This window comes from Streptomyces cyanogenus, from assembly GCF_017526105.1.
Classification (GTDB): Bacteria; Actinomycetota; Actinomycetes; order Streptomycetales; family Streptomycetaceae; genus Streptomyces; species Streptomyces cyanogenus.
Genome location: NZ_CP071839.1, coordinates 5881104 through 5901627, shown reverse-complemented (window position 1 = coordinate 5901627; position 20524 = coordinate 5881104). Strand labels below are relative to the sequence as shown.

Below are 20524 nucleotides of genomic sequence, written 5' to 3'. Positions count from 1 at the left end.
CGGTGGCCCTCGCTCGGGCCCCGCGATCCCGGGTGCGCTCTACGCCGAGAGGAGGAACATGCCCGTCACGCTAGCAGCGCGATCACCGGGTCGGCGACCCCTCAGCCCTGGGTCAGACCCGCGACCAGCTCGTCCGCCGCGCGGTAGGGGTCCAGTTCGCCGGCGACGATCCGCTCGGCGAGGGCGCTCAGGCGGCGGTCGCCGTGCAGGTCGCCGATGCGTTCGCGCAGCGCGGTGACGGCGATGGTCTCCACCTCGCGGGCCGCGCGGGCCTTGCGGCGCTCGGCGAGGACGCCCCGCTCCTCCATCCAGGCCCGGTGCTTCTCCAGGGCCTCCACGACCTCGTCGACGCCCTGCGCGCGGGCCGCGACCGTCTTGACGATCGGCGGGCGCCAGTCGCCCGGTCCCCGGCCCTCGCCCAGGCCCAGCATGTGGTTCAGTTCGCGGGCGGTGGCGTCGGCACCGTCCCGGTCGGCCTTGTTGACGACGTAGACGTCGCCGATCTCCAGGATCCCGGCCTTCGCCGCCTGGATGCCGTCGCCCATGCCGGGCGCCAGCAGCACCACGGAGGTGTCCGCCTGGGAGGCGATCTCGACCTCCGACTGGCCCACGCCGACCGTCTCGACCAGGATCACGTCGCAGCCGGCCGCGTCCAGCACGCGGATGGCCTGCGGGGCCGCCCAGGCGAGGCCGCCGAGGTGGCCGCGGGTCGCCATCGAGCGGATGTAGACGCCGGGGTCGGAGGCGTGCTCCGACATCCGGACCCGGTCGCCGAGCAGGGCGCCCCCGGAGAACGGGGACGAGGGGTCGACGGCCAGGACGCCGACCCGCCTGCCCTGCTTGCGGTACGCGGTGACGAGCGCGGAGGTGGAGGTGGACTTGCCGACGCCGGGTGAGCCGGTCAGGCCCACCACATAGGCGTTGCCGGTCAGCGGCGCGAGCGCCGCCATCACCTCCCTGAGCTGCGGGGACGCCCCCTCCACCAGCGAGATCAGCCGGGCCACGGCCCGCGGCCGGCCTTCCCTGGCCTGGGCCACCAGAGAGGAGACGTCCTGCATCACAGCTCCGTTCACTTCACCGACGTACCGCTGCATGTGACCTGCGCGACTCAGGCCTTCGGCACCCGCACGATCAGCGCGTCACCCTGGCCGCCGCCGCCGCACAGCGCCGCCGCGCCGACACCGCCGCCGCGGCGCTTCAGCTCCAGCGCCAAGTGGAGCACGAGCCGGGCGCCGGACATGCCGATCGGGTGCCCGAGCGCGATCGCGCCGCCGTTGACGTTCACCTTTTCCGTGGACACGCCGAGGTCCTTCATTGACTGCACGGCGACGGCGGCGAAGGCCTCGTTGATCTCGATCAGGTCCAGGTCGGAGACCTCCAGGCCCTCCTTCTTCAGGGCGTGCTGGATGGCGTTGGACGGCTGGGACTGCAGCGAGTTGTCCGGGCCGGCCACATTGCCGTGGGCGCCGATCTCCGCGAGCCACTCCAGGCCCAGCTCCTCGGCCTTGGCCTTGCTCATCACGACCACGGCCGCCGCACCGTCCGAGATCTGCGAGGAGGAGCCGGCCGTGATCGTGCCGTCCTTGGAGAAGGCCGGGCGCAGCTTGCCCAGGGACTCCGCGGTGGTGTCGCCGCGGATGCCCTCGTCCTTGCTGAACAGCACCGGGTCGCCCTTGCGCTGCGGGATCTCCACCGGGGTGATCTCGGCCTCGAACAGGCCGTTCTTCTGGGCAGCGGCGGCCCGCTGGTGGGACAGGGCGGCGATCTCGTCCTGCTCGGCGCGGCCGATGCCGAGGCGGGCGTTGTGCTTCTCGGTGGACTCGCCCATGGCGATGCCCTCGAAGGCGTCGGTCAGGCCGTCGTAGGCCATCGCGTCGAGCATCTGGACCGCGCCGTACTTGAAGCCGTCGCGGGACTTGGGCAGCAGGTGCGGTGCGTTGGTCATGGACTCCTGACCGCCCGCCACGACGATGTCGAATTCACCCGCACGGATCAGCTGGTCGGCGAGGGCGATCGCGTCGAGGCCGGACAGACACACCTTGTTGATGGTGAGCGCCGGGACGTTCATCGGGATGCCGGCCTTGACGGCGGCCTGGCGGGCCGGGATCTGGCCCGCGCCGGCCTGCAGCACCTGGCCCATGATGACGTACTGCACCTGGTCGCCGCCGATCCCCGCACGGTCGAGGGCGGCCTTGATCGCGAAGCCGCCCAGGTCGGCTCCGGAGAAGGACTTCAGCGAGCCCAGCAGCCGCCCCATGGGCGTCCGGGCGCCCGCGACGATCACCGAGCTGGTCGTTCCAGAAGACATGAGGTGCGATCCCCTTCCAGCTGCGCACAGCCGAGGAGTGAACGAGGGTTTACTTCGAATGTACTGAGCGGTTGGACACGGCGTCACCGGCCTGCCGGTGTGATCGCGCGCACGTTGCGTAACCACCCCCGGGGCGCTGCACTGAATCCATGCTGACGCGAATCGACCACATCGGGATCGCCTGCCACGACCTCGACGCCACCGTCGAGTTCTACCGGGCCACGTACGGCTTCGAGGTGTTCCACACCGAGGTCAACGAGGAGCAGGGCGTGCGCGAGGCCATGCTCAAGATCAACGAGACCTCGGACGGCGGCGCCTCCTACCTCCAGCTGCTGGAACCGACCCGCGAGGACTCGGCGGTCGGCAAGTGGCTGGCCAAGAACGGGGAGGGCGTCCACCACATCGCCTTCGGCACCGCGGACGTCGACACGGACTCCGAGGAGATCCGCGGCAAGGGCGTCCGGGTGCTCTACGAGGAGCCACGGCGCGGCTCCATGGGGTCGCGGATCACCTTCCTGCACCCCAAGGACTGCCACGGCGTTCTGACCGAACTGGTCACTTCGGCCCCTGTTGAGTCACCTGAGCACTGACCCCCGTACATAGGGGCCGGTAGGGTTGGGGGCGGTCGTCCCTTCCACCGGGACGGCCGCATGCCGGGGTCCGGGTTTCGGGGGACGAGCGTCGGGGCAGCAGCCCGTGCTCCGCCGTCTGTCTGACACCATTCCCCGGGGGCCCCGTTCGGCGGTTGGACGGAGCTCGTTGGAGAAGCTGACCAGGGGACGGATGGGACCGCGCAGTGCGGGGCTACGAGAGCCAGGAGCGAGAGCCGGCGGCTGACGTCGACCACCTCTCTCGGTTCGAGGCCGAGATGAAGCGGCTGAGGACCGAGCGGGAAAAGGCGATCCAGCACGCCGAGGACCTCGGCTACCAGGTCGAGGTGCTGCGCGCCAAGCTGCACGAGGCGCGGCGCACCCTCATGACCCGGCCCGCCTACGACGCGGGTGACATCGGCTACCAGGCCGAGCAGTTGCTCCGCAACGCCCAGATGCAGGCCGAGCAGCTGCGCCAGGACGCCGAGCGGGAGCTGAGCCAGGCCCGCGCGCAGACCCAGCGCATCCTGCAGGAGCACGCCGAGCAGGCCGCCCGGCTCCAGGCCGAGCTGCACCAGGAGGCGGTCACCCGGCGCCAGCAGCTGGACCAGGAGCTGGCCGAGCGCAGGGCCACCGTCGAGTCGCACGTCAACGAGAACGTGGCGTGGGCCGAGCAGCTGCGGGCCCGCACCGAGCAGCAGGCCCGCCGGCTGCTGGAGGAGTCCCGCGCGGAGGCCGAGCAGGCGATGGCCGCCGCCCGCGCGGAGGCCGAGCGGCTGACCCGGGAGGCCCGGGAGCGGCTGCAGAGCGAGGCCGAGGCGGCGCGCACCGAGGCGGAGCAGATCCTGCGCCGGGCCCGCACGGACGCCGAGCGGCTGCTGAACGCCGCCTCCACGCAGGCGCAGGAGGCCACCGAGCACGCCGAGCAGCTGCGTACGGCCACGGTCACCGAGTCGGACACGGCCCGCCGGCAGGCCGCCGAGCTCAGCCGGGCCGCCGAGGAGCGGATGGCGGCGGCCGAGGAGGCGCTGCGCAAGGCGCAGGCCGAGGCCGAGAAGGTGGTCACGGAGGCGAAGGAGGCCGCCGCCAAGGCCCTCGCGAGCGCCGAGGCCGCGAACGAGACGCGCACCCGGACGGCCAAGGAGCAGGTGGCCCGGCTGGTGGAGGAGGCCACCAAGGAGGCCGAGAACACCAAGTCGGAGGCCGAGCAGCTGGTCGCGGACGCCCGCGCCGAGGCCGAGAAGATCGTCGCCGAGGCCGCCGAGAAGGCCCGCTCGATCACCGCCGAGGAGACGGCCACCCAGCTGTCGAAGGCGGCGCGGACCGCCGAGGAGGTCCTGAACAAGGCGTCCGAGGACGCCCAGAGGACCACCAGGGCCGCCGCCGAGGAGGCCGAGCGGATCCGTTCGGAGGCCGAGACCGAGGCGGACCGGCTGCGCGCCGAGGCGCACGACATCGCCGAGCAGCTCAAGGGCGCGGCCAAGGACGACACCAAGGAGTACCGCGCCAAGACGGTCGAGCTGCAGGAGGAGGCCCGCCGGCTGCGCGGCGAGGCCGAGCAGCTGCGCGCCGACGCGGTCGCCGAGGGCGAGTCCATCCGCGCCGAGGCCCGCCGGGAGGCGGTGGCGCAGATCGAGGAGGCGGCCAAGTCCGCCGAGGAGCTGCTGGCCAAGGCCAAGGCGGACGCCGACGAGCTGCGGCGGACCGCGACCGCCGACAGCGAGAAGGTCCGCACCGAGGCCATCGAGCGCGCCACCGCGCTGCGCCGGCAGGCCGAGGAGACCCTGGAGCGCACCCGCAAGGAGGCCGAGCGGCTGCGCGCGGAGGCCGCCGAGCAGGCCGAGAAGGTCCAGGCGGACGCCGAGAAGGCCGCGCAGGAGCTGCGCGAGGAGACCGAGAGGGCCGTCGAGGCCCGCCGCGGCGAGGCCGCCGAGGAGCTGACCCGGCTCCAGACGGAGACGCAGGAGCGGCTGGCCTCGGCCGAGCAGGCGCTGACCGACGCCCGGGAGGAGGCGTCCCGGATCCGCCGGGAGGCCGCCGAGGAGAGCGAGCGGCTGCGCGCGGAGTCCGCCGAGCGGATCCGTACGCTCCAGCAGCAGGCCGAGGCCGAGGCCGAGCGGCTGCGCACCGAGGCGGCGTCCGACGCGTCCGCCTCCCGCGCCGAGGGCGAGGCCATCGCCGTACGGCTGCGGTCGGAGGCCGCCGCCGAGGCCGAGCGGCTGAAGGCGGAGGCACAGGACACCGCGGACCGGGTCCGCGCGGAGGCGCAGGCCGCCGCCGAGCGCCTCGGCACGGAGGCGTCCGAGACGCTGGCCGCCGCGCAGGAGGAGGCCGCCCGGCGCCGCCGCGAGGCCGAGGAACTCCTCGGTGCCGCCCGCGAGGAGGCCGACCAGGAACGCCAGCGGGCCCGCGAGCAGAGCGAGGAGCTGCTGGCCTCCGCCCGCAAGCGCGTGGAGGAGGCGCAGGCCGAGGCCACCCGGCTGGTGGAGGAGGCCGACCGGCGCGCCACGGAGATGGTGGCCGCCGCCGAGCAGCACGCGCAGCAGGTGCGGGACTCCGTCGCCGGGCTGCACGAGCAGGCGCAGGAGGAGATCGCCGGGCTGCGTTCGGCCGCCGAGCACGCGGCGGAGCGTACGAGGCGTGAGGCCGAGGAGGAGGCGGACCGGGTCCGCGCCGACGCCTACGCCGAGCGGGAGCGGGCGAGCGAGGACGCCTCCCGGATCCGGCGCGAGGTGAACGAGGAGTCGGAGGCGGCCAAGGCGCTGGCCGAGCGGACGATGGCGGAGGCCATCGCCGAGGCCGAGCGGCTGCGCGCGGACGCGGGCGAGTACGCCCAGCGGGTGCGCACCGAGGCGTCGGACGCGCTCGCCGAGGCCGACCAGGCGGCGGCCCGTACCCGGGCGGACGCCCGCGAGGACGCCAACCGCATCCGCTCCGACGCCGCGACCCAGGCCGACACCCTCATCACCGAGGCCCGCAACGAGGCCGAACGCCTCCAGAACGAGACCGTCGCCGAGGCCGACCGGATCCGGACGGAGGCGTCGGAGACGCTCACCGAGGCCAACGAGGCGGCGGCCCGTACCCGGGCGGACGCCCGCGAGGACGCCAACCGCATCCGCTCCGACGCCGCGACCCAGGCCGACACCCTCATCACCGAGGCCCGCAACGAGGCCGAACGCCTCCAGAACGAGACCGTCGCCGAGGCCGACCGGGTCCGTGCCGAGGCACTCGCCGAGGCCGAGCAGCTGCTCGGGGAGGCCACCGACGAGGCCGAGCGGCTGCGCGCCGAGGCCGCCGAGACGGTCGGTTCCGCGCAGGCGCACGCGGAGCGGCTGCGCGCCGAGGCCGAGCGGACGAAGGCGGACGCGGTGGCGGAGGCCGAACGGGTCGTCGGCTCCGCGCGCGAGGAGGCCGAGCGGACCCTGGACGAGGCCCGCAAGGACGCCAACAAGCGGCGCTCGGAGGCGGCCGAGCAGGTCGACAAGCTCATCACGGAGACCACGGCCGAGGCCGACAAGCTGCTCACGGAGGCGCAGCAGCAGGCGCTGAAGACCACCGCGGACGCCGAGTCGCAGGCCGACACGATGGTCGGCGCGGCCCGCAGCGAGGCCGACCGGATCGTCTCCGAGGCGACCATCGAGGGCAACTCGCTGGTGGAGAAGGCCCGCACGGACGCGGACGAGCTGCTGGTCGGCGCCCGCCGCGACGCCACCGCCATCCGGCAGCGGGCGGAGGAGCTGCGCGACCGCATCACCGGCGAGATCGAGGAGCTGCACGAGCGGGCCCGCCGCGAGGCCGCCGAGACGATGAAGTCCACCGGCGACCGGTGCGACGCGCTCATCAAGGCCGCCGAGGAGCAGCTGGCGAAGGCCGAGGCCAAGGCCAAGGAGCTGGTCTCGGAGGCCAACTCCGAGGCGGGCAAGGTGCGGATCGCCGCGGTGAAGAAGGCGGAGGGGCTGCTCAAGGAGGCCGAGCAGAAGAAGGCCCGCCTGGTGAAGGAGGCCGAGGAGCTGAAGGCGGAGGCCATCCGCGAGGCCCGGCGCACGGTCGAGGAGGGCAAGCGGGAGCTGGAGGTCCTGGTGCGCCGGCGCGAGGACATCAACGCCGAGATCTCGCGGGTCCAGGACGTCCTGGAGGCGTTGGAATCCTTCGAGGCGCCCACGTCCGGCAAGGACAACGGCGTCAAGGCGGGCGCCACGGTGGGTGCCCCCCGATCGGGTGGCAAGTCGTCGGAGAGCTAGCGCGGGAGGTGCGATCCGGTGTCTTCTGGGTGCTTTGTCCCCGCCGTTGGCAAGCCATGCGGCGGTCAGCCACTCAAAAGAGGTGCCATTCTCCAGATCAAAACCGTATCCGCTCGATGACACACCGCTTCGGCCCCTAGGATTCCCTCTATCACCTCACTCACCGGTCTCATTCGACAGGAACCCCATGAGCGACACTTCCCCCTACGGCTTCGAGCTTGTGCGGCGTGGGTACGACCGCGCTCAGGTGGACGAACGTATCTCCAAGCTCGTCTCCGACCGTGACAGCGCTCTCGCCCGCATCACCGCCCTGGAGAAGCGCATCGAGGAGCTGCACCTCGAAACGCAGAACGCCCAGGCCCAGATCACGGATGCCGAGCCGTCCTACGCGGGTCTCGGCGCGCGGGTCGAGAAGATCCTGCGCCTGGCCGAGGAAGAGGCAAAGGAGCTGCGTGAGGAGGCCCGGCGGGCGGCCGAGCAGCACCGCGACCTCGCCGAGTCGGCGGCCCAGCAGGTCCGCAACGACGCCGAGTCGTACGCGGCCGACCGCAAGGCCAAGGCCGAGGACGAGGGCGTCCGGATCGTCGAGAAGGCCAAGGCCGACGCGGCCCAGCTGCGCGCCGACGCCCAGAAGGACGCGCAGTCCAAGCGTGAGGAGGCGGACGCCCTCTTCGAGGAGACCCGCGCCAAGGCCGCGCAGGCCGCCGCCGACTTCGAGACCAACCTGGCCAAGCGCCGTGAGCAGTCCGAGCGCGACCTGGCCTCGCGTCAGCAGAAGGCGGAGAAGCGCCTCGCGGAGATCGAGCACCGCGCCGAGCAGCTGCGCCTGGAGGCGGAGAAGCTGCGCACCGACGCCGAGCGCCGGGCCCGCCAGACGGTGGAGACCGCCCAGCGCCAGGCCGAGGACATCGTGGCCGACGCCAACGCCAAGGCGGACCGCATCCGTTCGGAGTCCGAGCGGGAGCTGGCGGCGCTCACCAACCGCCGCGACAGCATCAACGCCCAGCTGACGAACGTCCGCGAGATGCTCGCCACGCTGACCGGTGCCGCGGTGGCCGCGGCCGGCACCTCCACCGACGAGGAGCCGATCTCCCGGGGTGTCCCGGCGCAGCAGTCCCGCTAGGTCCGGGCAGTCGTACGACGCTCCGAGGGGCGGTGGGCCGAGTCCCGCCGCCCCTTCGCCGTTGCTCAGCGCAGGCCGTACAGGGGCGGCTCCTTCGTGCCCTCGCCGTTGACGACGATCCAGGTGCCGTCCGCGCGCAGCAGCTGGGTGTGCCCGGCCAACCGGTTGGTGGTGACCATGACACCGTCGTCCTCGCCGATCCGGTCTCCGTCGGCGGTGTCGAGGGTCCACAGCCGGCCGTTCGGCCCGAGTACGTCGACCCGGTCGGGGCCCGTGGTCACCAGAGCGGCGGCCCCGTCCGCCCCGGCGCGTCACAACCGCCGCCCGTCGCCGAGGGAGTGGGCCGAGACGTGGTCGGCGTCGTAGCCGCCCGGCTTCTGGGTGGCGACGACGAGGGTGTTCCCGCTGACCGTCGCCGGCAGGGCGGGCCGTGCCGTGGACGTCCAGCCCAGCACGTGGAACTCCACCGCGAGCCCGGCCGCGGCCCCGGCGGCCGTCACCGCCGCCCCGGCCCGCCAACCGGCGCGCGGTCTGCCGTCCTCGGCCACCCTGTCCCCCACCCGTGCCCCGACCGCCGGCGCCCCCGCGCCGGTCAAGGAGGCTGGAGCATACCGCGACCGCTCGAGTGGCAGCCGCCCGGAGCCCGTCCTAGCGTGGCCGCATGATCGAGCTGGAGGGGCTGACCAAGCGGTACGGCGACAAGGTGGCGGTCGACCATCTCACCTTCACGGTGCGGCCGGGCGTCGTGACGGGGTTTCTGGGGCCCAACGGGGCCGGGAAGTCCACCACCATGCGGATGATCCTCGGGCTCGACCACCCCACGGCCGGGGACGTCCGCATCGACGGCACGCACTACGACCGGCTCAAGGACCCGCTGACGTACATCGGCGCCCTGCTGGACGCCAAGGCCGTGCACGGCGGCCGGAGCGCCTACAACCACCTGCTCTGCCTCGCGCAGAGCAACGGCATCCCGCGGAGCCGGGTGGCCGAGGTGCTGGAGACCGTGGGGCTCACCGCGGTGGCGCGGAAGAAGACCAAGGGGTTCTCGTACGGCATGGGGCAGCGGCTCGGGATCGCCGCCGCGCTGCTCGGGGACCCGCGGATCGTGATGTTCGACGAGCCGGTGAACGGGCTGGACCCGGAGGGCATCCACTGGATCCGGAACCTGATGAAGTCGCTGGCCGGGCAGGGCCGGACGGTGTTCGTGTCCAGCCACCTGATGAGCGAGATGGCCCTGACGGCCGATCACCTGGTGGTCATCGGGCAGGGCCGGCTGCTCGCGGACACCTCGATGGCCGACTTCATCCGGGCGAATTCACGGTCGTACGTGCGGATCCGCTCCCCGCAGCGCGAGCGGCTGCTCGACGTGCTGCACCAGGCGGGGATCACCGTCGTGGAGGCGGGCGGCGGGGCGCTGGAGGTGGCGGGCGGCAAGGCCGAGCAGATCGGTGAACTGGCCGCGCGCAACGGACTCGTGCTGCACGAGCTGAGTCCGCAGCAGGCCTCGTTGGAGGAGGCGTTCATGCAGCTGACGGCGGAAACCGTGGAGTACCACGCGCACGCCGGGCCGGTCGCGGTCCCGCAGGACTGGGGCGCCGGCTGGAAGGGGGCCTGAGCATGGCGGCCGTACAGGTCATCCGGTCCGAGTGGACCAAGATCCGGTCGGTGGCGTCCACGGTGTGGACGCTGTCGCTGGCCGGGGTGGTCACCGTAGCGCTCGGGATGCTGATCTCCGCGCTGTCGAACAGCCAGTACGAGAACATGCCCGTACGGCAGCGGCTCTCCTTCGACCCCACGGTGATCAGCTTCGCGGGCATGACGCTCGGCCAGCTCGCGATGATCGTGTTCGGGGTGCTGGTGGTATCCAACGAGTACAGCACCGGCATGATCCGGGTCTCCCTGGCCGCCGTACCGCAGCGCGGCACCTTCCTGTTCTGCAAGGTCGCGGTGGCCGCGGCGCTCGCGCTCGCCGTCGGCATGGTGACGAGCTTCGCCGCGTTCTTCCTCGGCCAGGCGATGCTCGGCTCCCACCGCGCCGCCATCGGCGACCCCGGGGTGCTGCGCGCGGTGTTCGGCGGCGGGCTCTACATGACCCTGATCGCGATGTTCTCCATGGGCGTCGCCGCGATGCTGCGCTCCCCGATGCTGTCCCTGGGCATCCTGATGCCGTTCTTCTTCCTGATCTCCAACATCCTCGGCAACGTCGACGCCACCAAGAAGATCGGCCGCTTCCTGCCCGACCAGGCCGGCAGCCGGATCATGCAGGTGGTCCCCCGGGTGGGCGACGACACCCCGTACGGGCCCTGGACCGGGCTCGGGATCATGGCCCTGTGGGTGCTCGCCGCGCTCGCGGGCGGCTACGTCCTCCTCAGGCGCCGGGACGCACAGTAGACCAGTCATCACGGCACGTAATGCTCTGGGCTTTACCCAGTCTTGGGCGGAACCGTCAGCGCCTCGATATCCTCCTAACCCTTACGGGGGCGTGTGCCCCGCTGTCCTGAACCTTTCGATGGGTGCGGAGCATGATCGAGGCTGTCGGCCTGACCAAGCGCTACGGCGACAAGACCGCCGTGTACAACCTTTCCTTCCAGGTGCGGCCAGGGGCCGTCACCGGCTTCCTCGGGCCGAACGGCTCGGGCAAGTCCACGACGATGCGGATGATCCTCGGGCTGGACAACCCCACGTCCGGGTCGGTCACCATCGGCGGCTACCCGTACCGCAAGCTGCCCAACGCCCCCCGGCAGGTCGGCGCGCTGCTCGACGCCAAGGCCGTGCACGGCGGCCGGACCGCCCGCAACCACCTGCTGAGCCTCGCCCAGATGTCGGGCATCCCGGCCCGCCGCGTGGACGAGGTGCTCGGTGTCGTCGGCCTCCAGGGCGTGGCCAGAAAGCGATCCAAGGGCTTCTCGCTCGGCATGGGCCAGCGCCTCGGCATCGCCGCCGCGCTGCTCGGCGACCCGCAGGTGCTGCTCTTCGACGAGCCGGTCAACGGCCTCGACCCCGAAGGCATCCTCTGGGTCCGCAACCTCATGAAGGCCCTCGCGGCCGAGGGCCGTACGGTCTTCGTCTCCTCCCATCTGATGAGCGAGATGGCGCTGACCGCCGACCACCTCATCGTGATCGGGCGCGGCCAGCTGCTCGCCGACATGAGCGTGAAGGACTTCATCTCGGCCAACTCCGCCGACTTCGCGCGCGTCCGCACCCCCGACACGGAGCCGCAGCTGCGCGAGAAGCTGACCTCCGCGCTCACCGAGGCGGGCGGGCACGTACTGCCCGAGCAGGACGGCGCGCTGCGGGTGACCGGGCTGCCGCTGCCCCGCATCAGCGACCTCGCCCACGAGGCGGACGTCCGGCTGTGGGAGCTCTCCCCGCACCAGGCCTCGCTGGAGGAGGCGTACATGCGGATGACGCAGGGCGCCGTGGACTACCGTTCCACCGTCGACCAGAAGGCGGGCCTCCAGCAGCCGCTGCCGCCCGGAGCCCAGCCGCCCATGCCGGTGCCCGGTCAGGGCCAGCCCGGCTGGTACGCCCCGCCGCCGCCCCAGCAGGCCGGCCTGCCGCCCGCTGCGGGGCTGTACGGCGGCGCTCCGGGCGCGGGTACGGCGCCGGGGGCGGCCAACCCGTACGCCCAGCCGGCCCCGCAGCCCGTGGCCCCGGCCGCGCAGGTCCCGCAGCCCGCGCAGGCCCCGTCCGCCGCTGACGCCCCGCAGGCCCCGTCGGCCGCCCCGGCGCCGCAGGCTCAGCCGGTCCTGACCAAGGATGCGCCGGCCGCCGGGCAGGCCCCCGCGGCCCCGGCCGTGCCCCCCGCCGCGCCCGCGGCTCCCGCGGCCGCCCCGGCGCCCGCCGCCCCCGCCCCCGCCGACCCGACCCAGCCCGAGGACGCCCGATGAGCACCCACCAGCCCCCGATGCCGCAGGCCCAGGCCGCCGCGCCGCACTGGCAGGCGGCGCCCGGCGGCCCGTACCCCGGCTACAACTCGCCCATCCCGGTGGTGCGCACCCACCTCGGGCACACGCTGGCCGCCGAGTGGACGAAGATCAAGTCGGTGCGCTCCACGATGTGGACGCTCGGCGTGTTCATCGTGCTCGTCGTCGGCATCGGCCTGCTGGCCGGCGCCCTGATCGAGGCCAACTCCGACTCCGACAGCCTGTCCGGCGAGAACCCGCTGTCGTTCGGGTTCTTCGGCCTGCTCGTCGGCAGCATCTGCATCATCACGCTCGGCGTGCTGACCACCGCTTCGGAGTACGGCACCGGCATGATCCGGACGACGATGACCGCGTGCCCCAGCCGGGCCCGGGTGCTCGCCGCCAAGTCGATCGTGTTCTTCGCCGTCGCCTTCGCCGTCACCCTGGTCACCTCCACCTTCGTGGCCATGGTCCAGGCGTCCATGCTGGAGGGCACCGGGGCGCGCACCCCGTCCGGCCAGGACTGGCTCAAGGCCACCGTCGGCGTCAGCCTCTACATGGCGCTGCTCGGCCTGCTCTCGCTGCTGATCGGCTCGGTGATCCGGCACTCCGCGGGCGCCATCACCATCATGATCGGCGTGGTCCTCGCCCCGCTGGTGCTCGCGATGTTCATGGTGACGGAGTCGCTCGACAAGCTGCGCGAGTGGCTGTTCGAGTACTCGATCCCGAACCAGCTGAGCGTCTTCTACGCCAACTCGCTGACCGAGTCGGGACCGTCCGGCTGGGACCCGCTGTGGATCATGCTCGTGCTGACGGCGGCGGTGTACGCGGGCGCGTACTCGCTGCTGCAGAGCCGGGACGTGTAGCCCGGCCCGGACTCAGAACCTCGGCGCGTTACGGGACCGCTGCACCCGCGTGGTGCGGCGGTCCTTCGCGTTCCAGCAGGCCTTGTGCCAGTGCCGGCGGTCGTCGACGCCCGCGTGCTCCGGCCAGGCCACCACGTGCGGGACGCCGGAGGGGATCAGCTGGTCGCAGCCGGGGCAGCGGTAGGTCTTGCCCTCCGCGCCGGCCCCGGCGACGTGCCGCACGCTCCAGTCCTCGCCCTGCCAGTTCTCGGTGGACTGCCAGCCGCCGTACCGGCCGGCGCGATCGTCCTCGGCGCTCCGGCCCGACGATCCGGCTGCCTTCGGTCGGTTACGGCGCGGGGACACGGAACACCTCTCGGGGCTATACAGGAAGCAGGGCTCCATCCAGCCTACGCGTCGCCGCGGAGGGGTACGTGTGGGTACGCGTAAGGAACCAACCCGCACAAGTCCCCCTCCAGCGCGAGCCATTCTGCAGACAATCCGCAAATCTTCCCGGCAGGCCGTGTCCTGGGCACGTGTCAGACGGTTATGCCGGGTGGGGGAGCTCCGGGTCGGAGGCGAGGAAGCAGGAAGAGCGATGCACGTAGGAAGTTTTGTGCTGGCGGCCCAGTTCCCGGGCCAGGGTCCGGGGGAGGCCCTGCACCGGGCGGTCCGCTCGGCGGAGGTCGCCGAGCAGTCCGGGCTGGACGCGGTGTGGCTCGCCGAGCACCACTTCGTGCCCTACGGCACATGCCCGTCCGCGGTGACGCTGGCCGCGCTGCTGCTCGGCCGCACCCACCGCATCCGGGTCGGCACGGCGGTCAGCGTACTGCCCACGGCCCACCCGGTCGCCCTGGGCGAGCAGGCCGCGCTGCTCCACCTCACCAGCGGCGGGCGGTTCTCGCTGGGCATCGGGCGCGGCGGCCCCTGGGTCGACCTGGAGGTGTTCGGTGCGGGCCTCCAGGCGTACGAACACGGGTTCCCGGAGTCCCTCGATCTGCTGCTGCGCTGGCTGAGCGAACCATCCGTGGCGGCGTCCGGTGAGCGGTTCTCCTTCCGCGAGGTGCCGGTCGTGCCCCGCCCGTGCGAGGCCCTGACGGAGACCCCCGGCCCGGAGGTCGTCCTCGCCTGCACCTCGCCGGGGAGCGTACGGCTGGCCGCCGAGCGCGGGCTGCCGATGCTGCTCGGCATGCACGTCGGGGACGAGGAGAAGGCCGAGATGGTCGCCCTGTGGCGGCGCTGCGCCCGCGCGGCGGGCCGGCCGGCCGAGGAGATCGCGGAGGCCGCCCACGTCTCGGCCGGGGTCTGCCAGCTCGCCGACCGGCGCACGGACGCCGTCGAGACGCTGACGAAGGCGATGCCCGGCTGGCTGAGGGAGGGGCTCGCGGCCCATGTGACGGTGGACGGACGGGCGCGCACGATGCGCGACCCGCACGCCTACACGGAACTGCTCTGCGGACTGCACCCGGTGGGCACCCCGCGGCTCGCAGCCGACCGGCTCGCGGCCACCTCGGAGCGCACCGGCATCTCGCGTTTCGCCCTCCTGGTGGAGGGCTCGGGCGATCTCGCGGCCACCGAGGAGAACCTACGGCGCCTGGGCGCCGAGGTGCTGCCCCAGCTGCGCTGACCTCCGACTCCCCTCGCGGGGGCCACGTGGGGGCTTGCCGCCCCGGTACTGCATGCACCTCCCACGGGTGGAGCGGCAAGCCGACGGCTCTCCGTCCCGGCCGTACCGAAACCGCGCGTCAGCAGTCCCGAAGCTCCGGCGACTGGTTCAGCAACTGGCTGCGCACCGAGGTGAAGCGGGCCAACGTCTCGTCCACCGAGGCGTCCGGCGGGAACACCGCCACGCGGTGGCAGTTCTGGAAGGCCAGCCGGACACCGAAGTGCCGCTGCAGGGCGCCGCGTATCGCGTCACTCGCGAGCGCACGCAGCAGCTGCCCGCGCGCCTGCTCGTCCGGCGGGGGCGTCTGGTTGTCGGCGAAGGGGCCGCCGTCCACCTTCAGCTGGGCCACCAGGGAGCTGATCATCTCCCATGCGTAGGGCAGGGAGGTCCGGACGCAGTCGACGAATGCTGCTTCGTCGACCTCGCCTCGCTCGGCCTGTTCGAGTAGGGCCGGTGAGACGTCGAGCGACATGGGTTCTCCTCTCGCACCCCCGAAAGCGCAGGGGTTGCCGGACAGATAAGGGAGTTCGCGATTTCGAACACGCTCGGTACATGAGCCGCAACCTCCCGTTCCTACGGTAGGCAACGGTAGGTGACCACACCAGCAGAATGCGTATATGGAGCGGTCCCGTTCCGCCCACAATCGGCCAGGGATGAACAAGAGTTTCCAGGGACATTTGGGGTGATCCACAGGGAGCGGGGCGGGCGGATCGCGAGCACCGGCGGGCGTCGAGTAGCGTTGCCGACCATGCGTCTCGTCATTGCCCGATGCTCGGTCGACTACGCCGGCCGGCTCACCGCCCACCTGCCCTCGGCGCCGCGCCTGATCCTGGTCAAGGCGGACGGCAGCGTCTCCATCCACGCCGACGACCGGGCCTACAAGCCGCTCAACTGGATGTCGCCGCCCTGCACGCTGAAGGAGGGCACGGGCGAGGACGAGGGCGTGTGGACGGTCGTCAACAAGGCGGGCGAGAAACTGATCATCACGATGGAGGAGATCCTCCACGACTCCTCGCACGAACTCGGGGTGGACCCGGGTCTGATCAAGGACGGCGTGGAAGCGCACCTCCAGGAACTCCTGGCCGACCGCATCGAGACGCTCGGCGAGGGCTACACCCTCATCCGACGCGAGTACATGACCGCGATCGGCCCCGTGGACATCCTCTGCCGGGACGCCGACGGCGGGACCGTCGCGGTCGAGATCAAGCGCCGGGGCGAGATCGACGGCGTCGAGCAGCTCACGCGCTACCTGGAGCTGCTCAACCGCGACCCGCACCTCGCGCCGGTCCGCGGCGTCTTCGCCGCCCAGGAGATCAAGCCCCAGGCCCGCGTCCTGGCCACCGACCGCGGCATCAACTGCCAGATCCTGGACTACGACGCCCTGCGCGGCATCGAGGACGACAAGCTCCGCCTGTTCTAGCGGGCGTCCGCCTTCCCCGTCGCGGCGGGAGCGACCCGGCACAACGGCGCCGGCCGGTCCGGCGTCACATCACCGTGCCGGTCGTCCCCGGGGCGCTCTGGGACGCGGACGCGCTGGTCGACGTACCCCCGGCGGAGCCGTCCGTGCCGCCGCCCGTCGTCGTGCTGCCGGTGTCGCCCCCCGTGGTGCCGTCGGTGGTGCCACCCGTGGTGCCGCCGGTGGTGGAGCCCGTCGTCCCGGTGGAGCCGCCGGTGTCCCCGCCGGTGGTCGAGCCGCCGGTGGTGGTGCCGCCGGTCGAGCCACCGGACGTCGTACCGCCACCGGACGTCGTACCGCCACCGGTGGTCGTACCGCCGCCGGTCGTCGAGCCGCCCGACGTGCTTCCGCCCGTGCTGCCGCCCGTGCCACCCGTCGAACTTCCGCCCGAAGAGCCCGTCGAACCGCCCGGCTTGGGCGACTTCGACGGGGAGCCGGAGGGCGACGTGCCGGAGTGGGACGGCTCGGCGCTCTGAGACGGGCCGGGCGTGCGGGCCGGCGGGGCGGGATCGTCGGCCGTGCCGTACGTGCCGTCGGGGCCCGGTGACGTGGGCCGGCTGCCGGCCGAGCCGGTGTCGGTCGGGTCCTCGGTCAGGCCGCCGTCGGTCAGGCCCTGGGTCGCGGAGGGGTTGGCGTCGACCTTGCCGGCCGGATTCCCCTCGGGGTGGTCGGGGGACGTCATGCCGAGCGCCACGACGGTGCCGAGCACGGCGGCGAGCAGCGCGCCGGAACCGGCCGCCACGACATTGCGCCGGGCCGGCCGCCGGAGGCCGCGTCCCTTCGCCGCCGGCTGCGGGAGCCGCTGGGTGACCAGGGTGTCACCCGCGGGCCCGTACGGCGGGGACGCCGGCTCCTCGGACCGCGGCTCCGGCTGCTCCTCCCCCGCCGGGAGCGCCGGCGGTCCGGGCACCTCGCCGGCTCGGTCGGCGAGCAGGGCCAGGGCGCGGCGGCCGGCGACCGTGCCCCGCTTGTCGGCGAGGGCGCCGCGCAGCCCGCCGGAGGCCTCCAGCTCGGCGCGGGCCCGGTCGAGTTGTCCGGTGCAGAGCGCGAGGATGCCCAACTCGTGGTGGAAATAGGCTTGTTCAGTGACCTCGCCGGCCAGCCGGGAGGCTTCCGCACCGGACCGCAGGGCCCGCTCCCAGGCGGTCCAGTGGAGCCCGGCCGCGAAGGCGGGTGCGGCCGTACGGGCCAGCCGCACCGCACCGCTGTCCTCGCCGTCGGCGGACGGGGACGCCGGCGGTACGACGGCGGCGAGCGCGGCCAGTACCGCGTCGGCCTCCGCACAGACCCGTTCCGGGGTGACCGAGGGATGGCCGGCCCACCAGGCGTAGTGCCGGGCGGCGGTGCGGGCGTGCTCGGCGGCGTCGTCGGCGTATCCGGCGGCCTCCAGCTGGGTCTGCACTCCGGCCGCGAGCCGGTACCGGGCGCCGACCGGCGAGACCAGCCCGCAGCTCGCCAACTCGCCGAGGGCGGCGTCCGCGTGGGTGTCGCCGACCAGCGCGGGCAGGTGCGCCTGGTGGGGTATCTCGCCCCCGAGGGCGACCGCGAAGCGGAGGGTGGCCCGGGCGGAGGCGCTGAGCCGGGAGGCGAGCAGCGGGGCGGGGGCCGCGGCCTCGCCGAGGGAGGGCAGCGGAACCTCGTCCTGCAGTTCCCCGGGCACGTCCGCCGGCGGGCGTACGTCCTCGAAGACGCCGTACTCGTCCACCGCACCGGTGCTGGCCCGCAGCTCGTCGCGCTGCCGGAGCAGGGCGCCGGCCTGGACGAACCGCAGGGGCAGCCCCTCGGACTCGAACCACAGGTCGCCGGCCCAGTTGGCCTCCTCCTCGGTGAGCACCCGGCCGACGGTCCGCTCCAGGATCTCCACGCCGGCGGCGCGGTCGAGGCCGGCGAGGAAGACCTCCTCCACGTCGGCCTCGGCGGAGGGTGCCGGCACGTCCGGGGTGGCGCCGAACAGGAACGCGCACTCGGGGGTGGCGTCGAGCAGCTCGTCCAGGGCGGCACCGCCGAACTCCAGGTCGTCCAGGACGACGACCGCGCCGATATCCCGGACGCAGTCGAGGAGTTGCTCCGGGTCGGGGCGGTGGCCGGATGCGTCGTGGACGGCGTGGAACAGGTCGTGCAGGAGCTCGCCGGCCGTGCGGCGGAAGCCGTTCAGGCGGACCACGCCGTCGGGGGCGAGGTCCAGGCAGTCCTCGGCGACCAGGTCGAGCAGGGCGGTGCGGCCGGAGCCGGCCGGGCCGGTGAGGCGGACGGAGCGGCCGCGGGCCAGGAGGCGGACCAGACGTTCGCGTTCGTCCTGGCGTTCCAGCAGGGAGAGCGCGGGCTGGGCGGGGCCGGGCGGTACGGGCGGCCGGGCGGCGCGTTCGGTCTCGGCGCGCTCGGCGGCGGTGCGCTTGCGGGGCCGGCCGGGGCGGCGGGCCGGCGGGCAGGGTTCGATCTCGCTGCCGTCGACCGGGTTGACGGTCAGCTGGAGGTCGCCGGCGACGAGCTGGGCCATGCGGGCGGGCGCGGCCGCGCCCGGGGCGAAGTCGGCGGTGAGGGAGTCCCGGGGCGGGCGGCGGCTGTGCGCCTGGCCGTGCTCCTCGGGTCCCGGGTTGATCGGGTCCATGGGTTCATGCCCCCCAAAAGCGTCGTCTGCCCGTGTTTTCGGCCCCTCCCGGCCTTGTCGCACACCGCGCTGTCGCTTCTGGTCCGGGCCCGCTCGGCCGAGGGTTGCGAGACGGCGGGCGACCGCACCCTAAACCTTGGCTCAGTATCCCCGACAGGGCGGGGTGCCGTGCGGTCCGAGACGTCACGGTCTTGTGAGGATTGCCCTCGACATGCGCTGACGTGCGCTCGGGCGGGTGCGCCCCGGTCTCCCCCGTCGCCCGGGTTCACCCCGTACGCGTCTCACCCCGGTACCCGCCTCACCGCCGTACGCACCCGGGCCCCGTGGGCACCGCACCGCCGCAGGCGTCCCGGCAAGAGGGTCCGCCTCACACCCGGGGCAGCGACTCCACCCCGATGCCGCCCTCGATGGCGAGGATGCGGTGCAGCCGGGTGGCGACCAGCAGGCGCTGCATCTGCGGCGGCACGCCCCGCAGCACCAGACGGCGCCCGCAGCGGCCGGCCCGCCGGTGGGCGCCCATGATCACCCCGAGTCCGGTGGCGTCCCAGGAGTCCAGTTCGGACAGGTCGAGCACCAGGTCGCCGACTCCGGTGTCGACGGCCGAGTGCAGGGCCGTACGGGCGTCCGCCGCGCTGCGCACGTCGAGGCGGCCGCCGACGACCAGCTCGGCGTGGTCGCCCCTGATGTGCATATGCGCTCCCCGTTGAATGCGGTTGGCGTACTCGGTGACGAATGCTGTGCAACGTCTGACTGTGCGGGTGGCGATACGGTTGCTGTTTGTAAGCGAACCGATACCGAATTCACCCGTGGGAGTGAACTCCCGGGGTGTTTGCGTCGGGTTGGGCGGCTTAGTACTTGTAGAAGCCCTGCCCGCTCTTGCGGCCGATGTCACCGGCGTCCACCATCCGGCGCATCAGCTCCGGCGGGGCGAACTTCTCGTCCTGGGACTCGGTGTAGATGTTGCTCGTGGCGTGCAGCAGGATGTCCACGCCGGTGAGGTCGGCGGTGGCGAGCGGGCCCATGGCGTGGCCGAAGCCGAGCTTGCAGGCGAGGTCGATGTCCTCGGCGGTCGCGACGCCGGACTCGTAGAGCTTGGTCGCCTCGACCACGAGGGCGGAGATCAGCCGGGTGGTGACGAAGCCGGCGACGTCCCGGTTGACGACGATGCAGGTCTTGCCGACGGACTCGGCGAACTCCCGGGCCGTGGCCAGGGTTTCGTCGCTGGTCTTGTAGCCGCGGACGAGTTCGACGAGCTGCATCATCGGCACCGGCGAGAAGAAGTGCACGCCGACGACCCGCTCGGGGTGCTCGGTGGCGGCCGCGATCTTGGTGATCGGGATGGCGGAGGTGTTGGAGGCGAGCACGGTGTCCTCGCGCACGATCTTGTCGAGCGTGCGGAAGATCTCGTGCTTGACCTCCAGCTTCTCGAAGACGGCCTCCACGACGACGTCGGCGTCGGCGGCGGCGTCCAGGTCGGTGGTCGGGGTGATGCGCGCCAGGGCGGCCTCGGCGTCCTCGGCCGCCAGCTTGCCCTTGCCGACGAACTTGTCGTAGGAGGCCTTGATGCCGTCGGTGCCGCGCTTCAGTGCCTCGTCGGTGACGTCCCGCAGGACGACCTCCCAGCCCGCCTGCGCAGCGACCTGAGCAATGCCGGATCCCATGAGACCGGCCCCGATGACGGCGAGCTTCCGTGCCACTCCGACTCCCTATGAACGCGGTGAAGGTCTGCCTCTCCGGCGGACCATAGCGCCCCGGCGCCGCTGTGTGACCGGTAAGTAACGC

The 20524-nt window shown here is 72.9% G+C and carries 18 protein-coding genes; 9 read left to right on the top strand and 9 right to left on the bottom strand.

The genetic code is table 11. From position 1 onward, the window contains the following. Positions 1–101 precede the first annotated feature (101 nt). Positions 102–1058, bottom strand: coding sequence for a methylmalonyl Co-A mutase-associated GTPase MeaB (gene meaB, locus S1361_RS26710; RefSeq protein ID WP_208034463.1), 957 nt, complete (start codon positions 1056–1058; stop codon positions 102–104). A gap of 50 nt (positions 1059–1108) precedes the next feature. Next, positions 1109–2308 carry an acetyl-CoA C-acetyltransferase gene (locus S1361_RS26705; RefSeq protein WP_208034462.1) on the bottom strand — a complete coding sequence of 400 codons (1200 nt, stop codon included), beginning with the start codon at positions 2306–2308 and terminating at the stop codon, positions 1109–1111. A gap of 149 nt (positions 2309–2457) precedes the next feature. Here S1361_RS26705 and mce point away from each other — a divergent pair, with 149 nt between their 5' ends. The 3 genes from mce to S1361_RS26685 all read left to right on the top strand — a co-directional run bounded on the left by mce (position 2458) and on the right by S1361_RS26685 (position 8262). Continuing rightward, positions 2458–2898, top strand: a complete 441-nt coding sequence (mce, locus tag S1361_RS26700; RefSeq protein ID WP_208034461.1) for a methylmalonyl-CoA epimerase — start codon at positions 2458–2460, stop codon at positions 2896–2898. A 206-nt stretch (positions 2899–3104) separates the two neighbouring features. Then, positions 3105–7139 carry a polarized growth protein Scy gene (gene scy / locus S1361_RS26690; protein ID WP_243769311.1) on the top strand — a complete coding sequence of 1345 codons (4035 nt, stop codon included), beginning with the start codon at positions 3105–3107 and terminating at the stop codon, positions 7137–7139. 187 nt (positions 7140–7326) lie between these two features. Then, a complete protein-coding gene (locus S1361_RS26685; RefSeq protein ID WP_208034460.1) occupies positions 7327–8262 on the top strand; it encodes a coiled-coil domain-containing protein in 936 nt (311 codons plus the stop codon). Positions 8263–8327: 65 nt separating this feature from the next. On the opposite strand, the gene S1361_RS39380 is transcribed toward S1361_RS26685, so the two are convergent. Both S1361_RS39380 and S1361_RS39375 read right to left on the bottom strand, forming a co-directional pair. After that, on the bottom strand, positions 8328–8543 hold the full coding sequence (locus S1361_RS39380; protein ID WP_243769310.1) for a hypothetical protein: 216 nt from the start codon (positions 8541–8543) through the stop codon (positions 8328–8330). A 30-nt stretch (positions 8544–8573) separates the two neighbouring features. Continuing rightward, positions 8574–8822 carry a hypothetical protein gene (locus S1361_RS39375; RefSeq protein WP_243769309.1) on the bottom strand — a complete coding sequence of 83 codons (249 nt, stop codon included), beginning with the start codon at positions 8820–8822 and terminating at the stop codon, positions 8574–8576. A gap of 101 nt (positions 8823–8923) precedes the next feature. On the opposite strand from S1361_RS39375, the gene S1361_RS26675 reads away from it, so the two are divergent. From S1361_RS26675 to S1361_RS26660, 4 genes are all read left to right on the top strand, one after another. Then, entirely contained in the window at positions 8924–9877 is a 954-nt protein-coding gene (locus S1361_RS26675; RefSeq protein ID WP_208034459.1) for an ATP-binding cassette domain-containing protein, read from the top strand. 2 nt (positions 9878–9879) lie between these two features. Then, positions 9880–10653, top strand: coding sequence for an ABC transporter permease (locus S1361_RS26670; protein ID WP_208034458.1), 774 nt, complete (start codon positions 9880–9882; stop codon positions 10651–10653). A 131-nt stretch (positions 10654–10784) separates the two neighbouring features. Next, positions 10785–12152 carry an ABC transporter ATP-binding protein gene (locus S1361_RS26665; protein ID WP_208034457.1) on the top strand — a complete coding sequence of 456 codons (1368 nt, stop codon included), beginning with the start codon at positions 10785–10787 and terminating at the stop codon, positions 12150–12152. After that, the gene (locus S1361_RS26660) at positions 12149–13033 is read left to right on the top strand and encodes an ABC transporter permease (RefSeq protein WP_208034456.1); all 885 of its coding nucleotides are present in this window, start codon (positions 12149–12151) and stop codon (positions 13031–13033) included. The genes S1361_RS26665 and S1361_RS26660 overlap by 4 nt, the downstream gene beginning before the upstream one ends. 12 nt (positions 13034–13045) lie before the next feature. Here S1361_RS26660 and S1361_RS26655 read toward each other — a convergent pair whose 3' ends face one another. Beyond that, positions 13046–13378, bottom strand: coding sequence for an ATP/GTP-binding protein (locus tag S1361_RS26655; RefSeq protein ID WP_208034455.1), 333 nt, complete (start codon positions 13376–13378; stop codon positions 13046–13048). A 232-nt stretch (positions 13379–13610) separates the two neighbouring features. Between S1361_RS26655 and S1361_RS26650 the strand changes: the two genes are divergently transcribed. Next, positions 13611–14639 carry an LLM class flavin-dependent oxidoreductase gene (locus S1361_RS26650; protein ID WP_208034454.1) on the top strand — a complete coding sequence of 343 codons (1029 nt, stop codon included), beginning with the start codon at positions 13611–13613 and terminating at the stop codon, positions 14637–14639. A 118-nt stretch (positions 14640–14757) separates the two neighbouring features. Here the strand turns inward: S1361_RS26650 and S1361_RS26645 are convergent, their stop codons facing one another. Continuing rightward, a complete protein-coding gene (locus S1361_RS26645) occupies positions 14758–15150 on the bottom strand; it encodes an SCO5389 family protein (protein ID WP_030339308.1) in 393 nt (130 codons plus the stop codon). Positions 15151–15426: 276 nt separating this feature from the next. Here S1361_RS26645 and nucS point away from each other — a divergent pair, with 276 nt between their 5' ends. After that, positions 15427–16098, top strand: coding sequence for an endonuclease NucS (gene nucS, locus S1361_RS26640; protein WP_208034453.1), 672 nt, complete (start codon positions 15427–15429; stop codon positions 16096–16098). Positions 16099–16162: 64 nt separating this feature from the next. Here nucS and S1361_RS26635 read toward each other — a convergent pair whose 3' ends face one another. The 3 genes from S1361_RS26635 to S1361_RS26625 form a co-directional block, all read right to left on the bottom strand. Further along, positions 16163–18742, bottom strand: coding sequence for an ATP-binding protein (locus tag S1361_RS26635; RefSeq protein ID WP_208034452.1), 2580 nt, complete (start codon positions 18740–18742; stop codon positions 16163–16165). A gap of 367 nt (positions 18743–19109) precedes the next feature. Continuing rightward, on the bottom strand, positions 19110–19433 hold the full coding sequence (locus S1361_RS26630) for an STAS domain-containing protein (protein ID WP_014675024.1): 324 nt from the start codon (positions 19431–19433) through the stop codon (positions 19110–19112). A gap of 157 nt (positions 19434–19590) precedes the next feature. Beyond that, complete coding sequence (locus S1361_RS26625) at positions 19591–20439, bottom strand: 3-hydroxyacyl-CoA dehydrogenase family protein (RefSeq protein ID WP_208034451.1); 849 nt, start codon at positions 20437–20439, stop codon at positions 19591–19593. Positions 20440–20524 lie beyond the last annotated feature (85 nt).

Bases quoted from the DNA above. Each gene is read 5' to 3' on its own strand.
- meaB (WP_208034463.1), bottom strand. From the start codon at position 1,058: ATGCAGGACGTCTCCTCTCTGGTGGCCCAGGCCAGGGAAGGCCGGCCG.
- S1361_RS26705 (WP_208034462.1), bottom strand. From the start codon at position 2,308: ATGTCTTCTGGAACGACCAGCTCGGTGATCGTCGCGGGCGCCCGGACG.
- mce (WP_208034461.1), top strand. From the start codon at position 2,458: ATGCTGACGCGAATCGACCACATCGGGATCGCCTGCCACGACCTCGAC.
- S1361_RS26685 (WP_208034460.1), top strand. From the start codon at position 7,327: ATGAGCGACACTTCCCCCTACGGCTTCGAGCTTGTGCGGCGTGGGTAC.
- S1361_RS26675 (WP_208034459.1), top strand. From the start codon at position 8,924: ATGATCGAGCTGGAGGGGCTGACCAAGCGGTACGGCGACAAGGTGGCG.
- S1361_RS26670 (WP_208034458.1), top strand. From the start codon at position 9,880: ATGGCGGCCGTACAGGTCATCCGGTCCGAGTGGACCAAGATCCGGTCG.
- S1361_RS26665 (WP_208034457.1), top strand. From the start codon at position 10,785: ATGATCGAGGCTGTCGGCCTGACCAAGCGCTACGGCGACAAGACCGCC.
- S1361_RS26660 (WP_208034456.1), top strand. From the start codon at position 12,149: ATGAGCACCCACCAGCCCCCGATGCCGCAGGCCCAGGCCGCCGCGCCG.
- S1361_RS26650 (WP_208034454.1), top strand. From the start codon at position 13,611: ATGCACGTAGGAAGTTTTGTGCTGGCGGCCCAGTTCCCGGGCCAGGGT.
- S1361_RS26645 (WP_030339308.1), bottom strand. From the start codon at position 15,150: ATGTCGCTCGACGTCTCACCGGCCCTACTCGAACAGGCCGAGCGAGGC.
- nucS (WP_208034453.1), top strand. From the start codon at position 15,427: ATGCGTCTCGTCATTGCCCGATGCTCGGTCGACTACGCCGGCCGGCTC.
- S1361_RS26635 (WP_208034452.1), bottom strand. From the start codon at position 18,742: ATGGACCCGATCAACCCGGGACCCGAGGAGCACGGCCAGGCGCACAGC.
- S1361_RS26630 (WP_014675024.1), bottom strand. From the start codon at position 19,433: ATGCACATCAGGGGCGACCACGCCGAGCTGGTCGTCGGCGGCCGCCTC.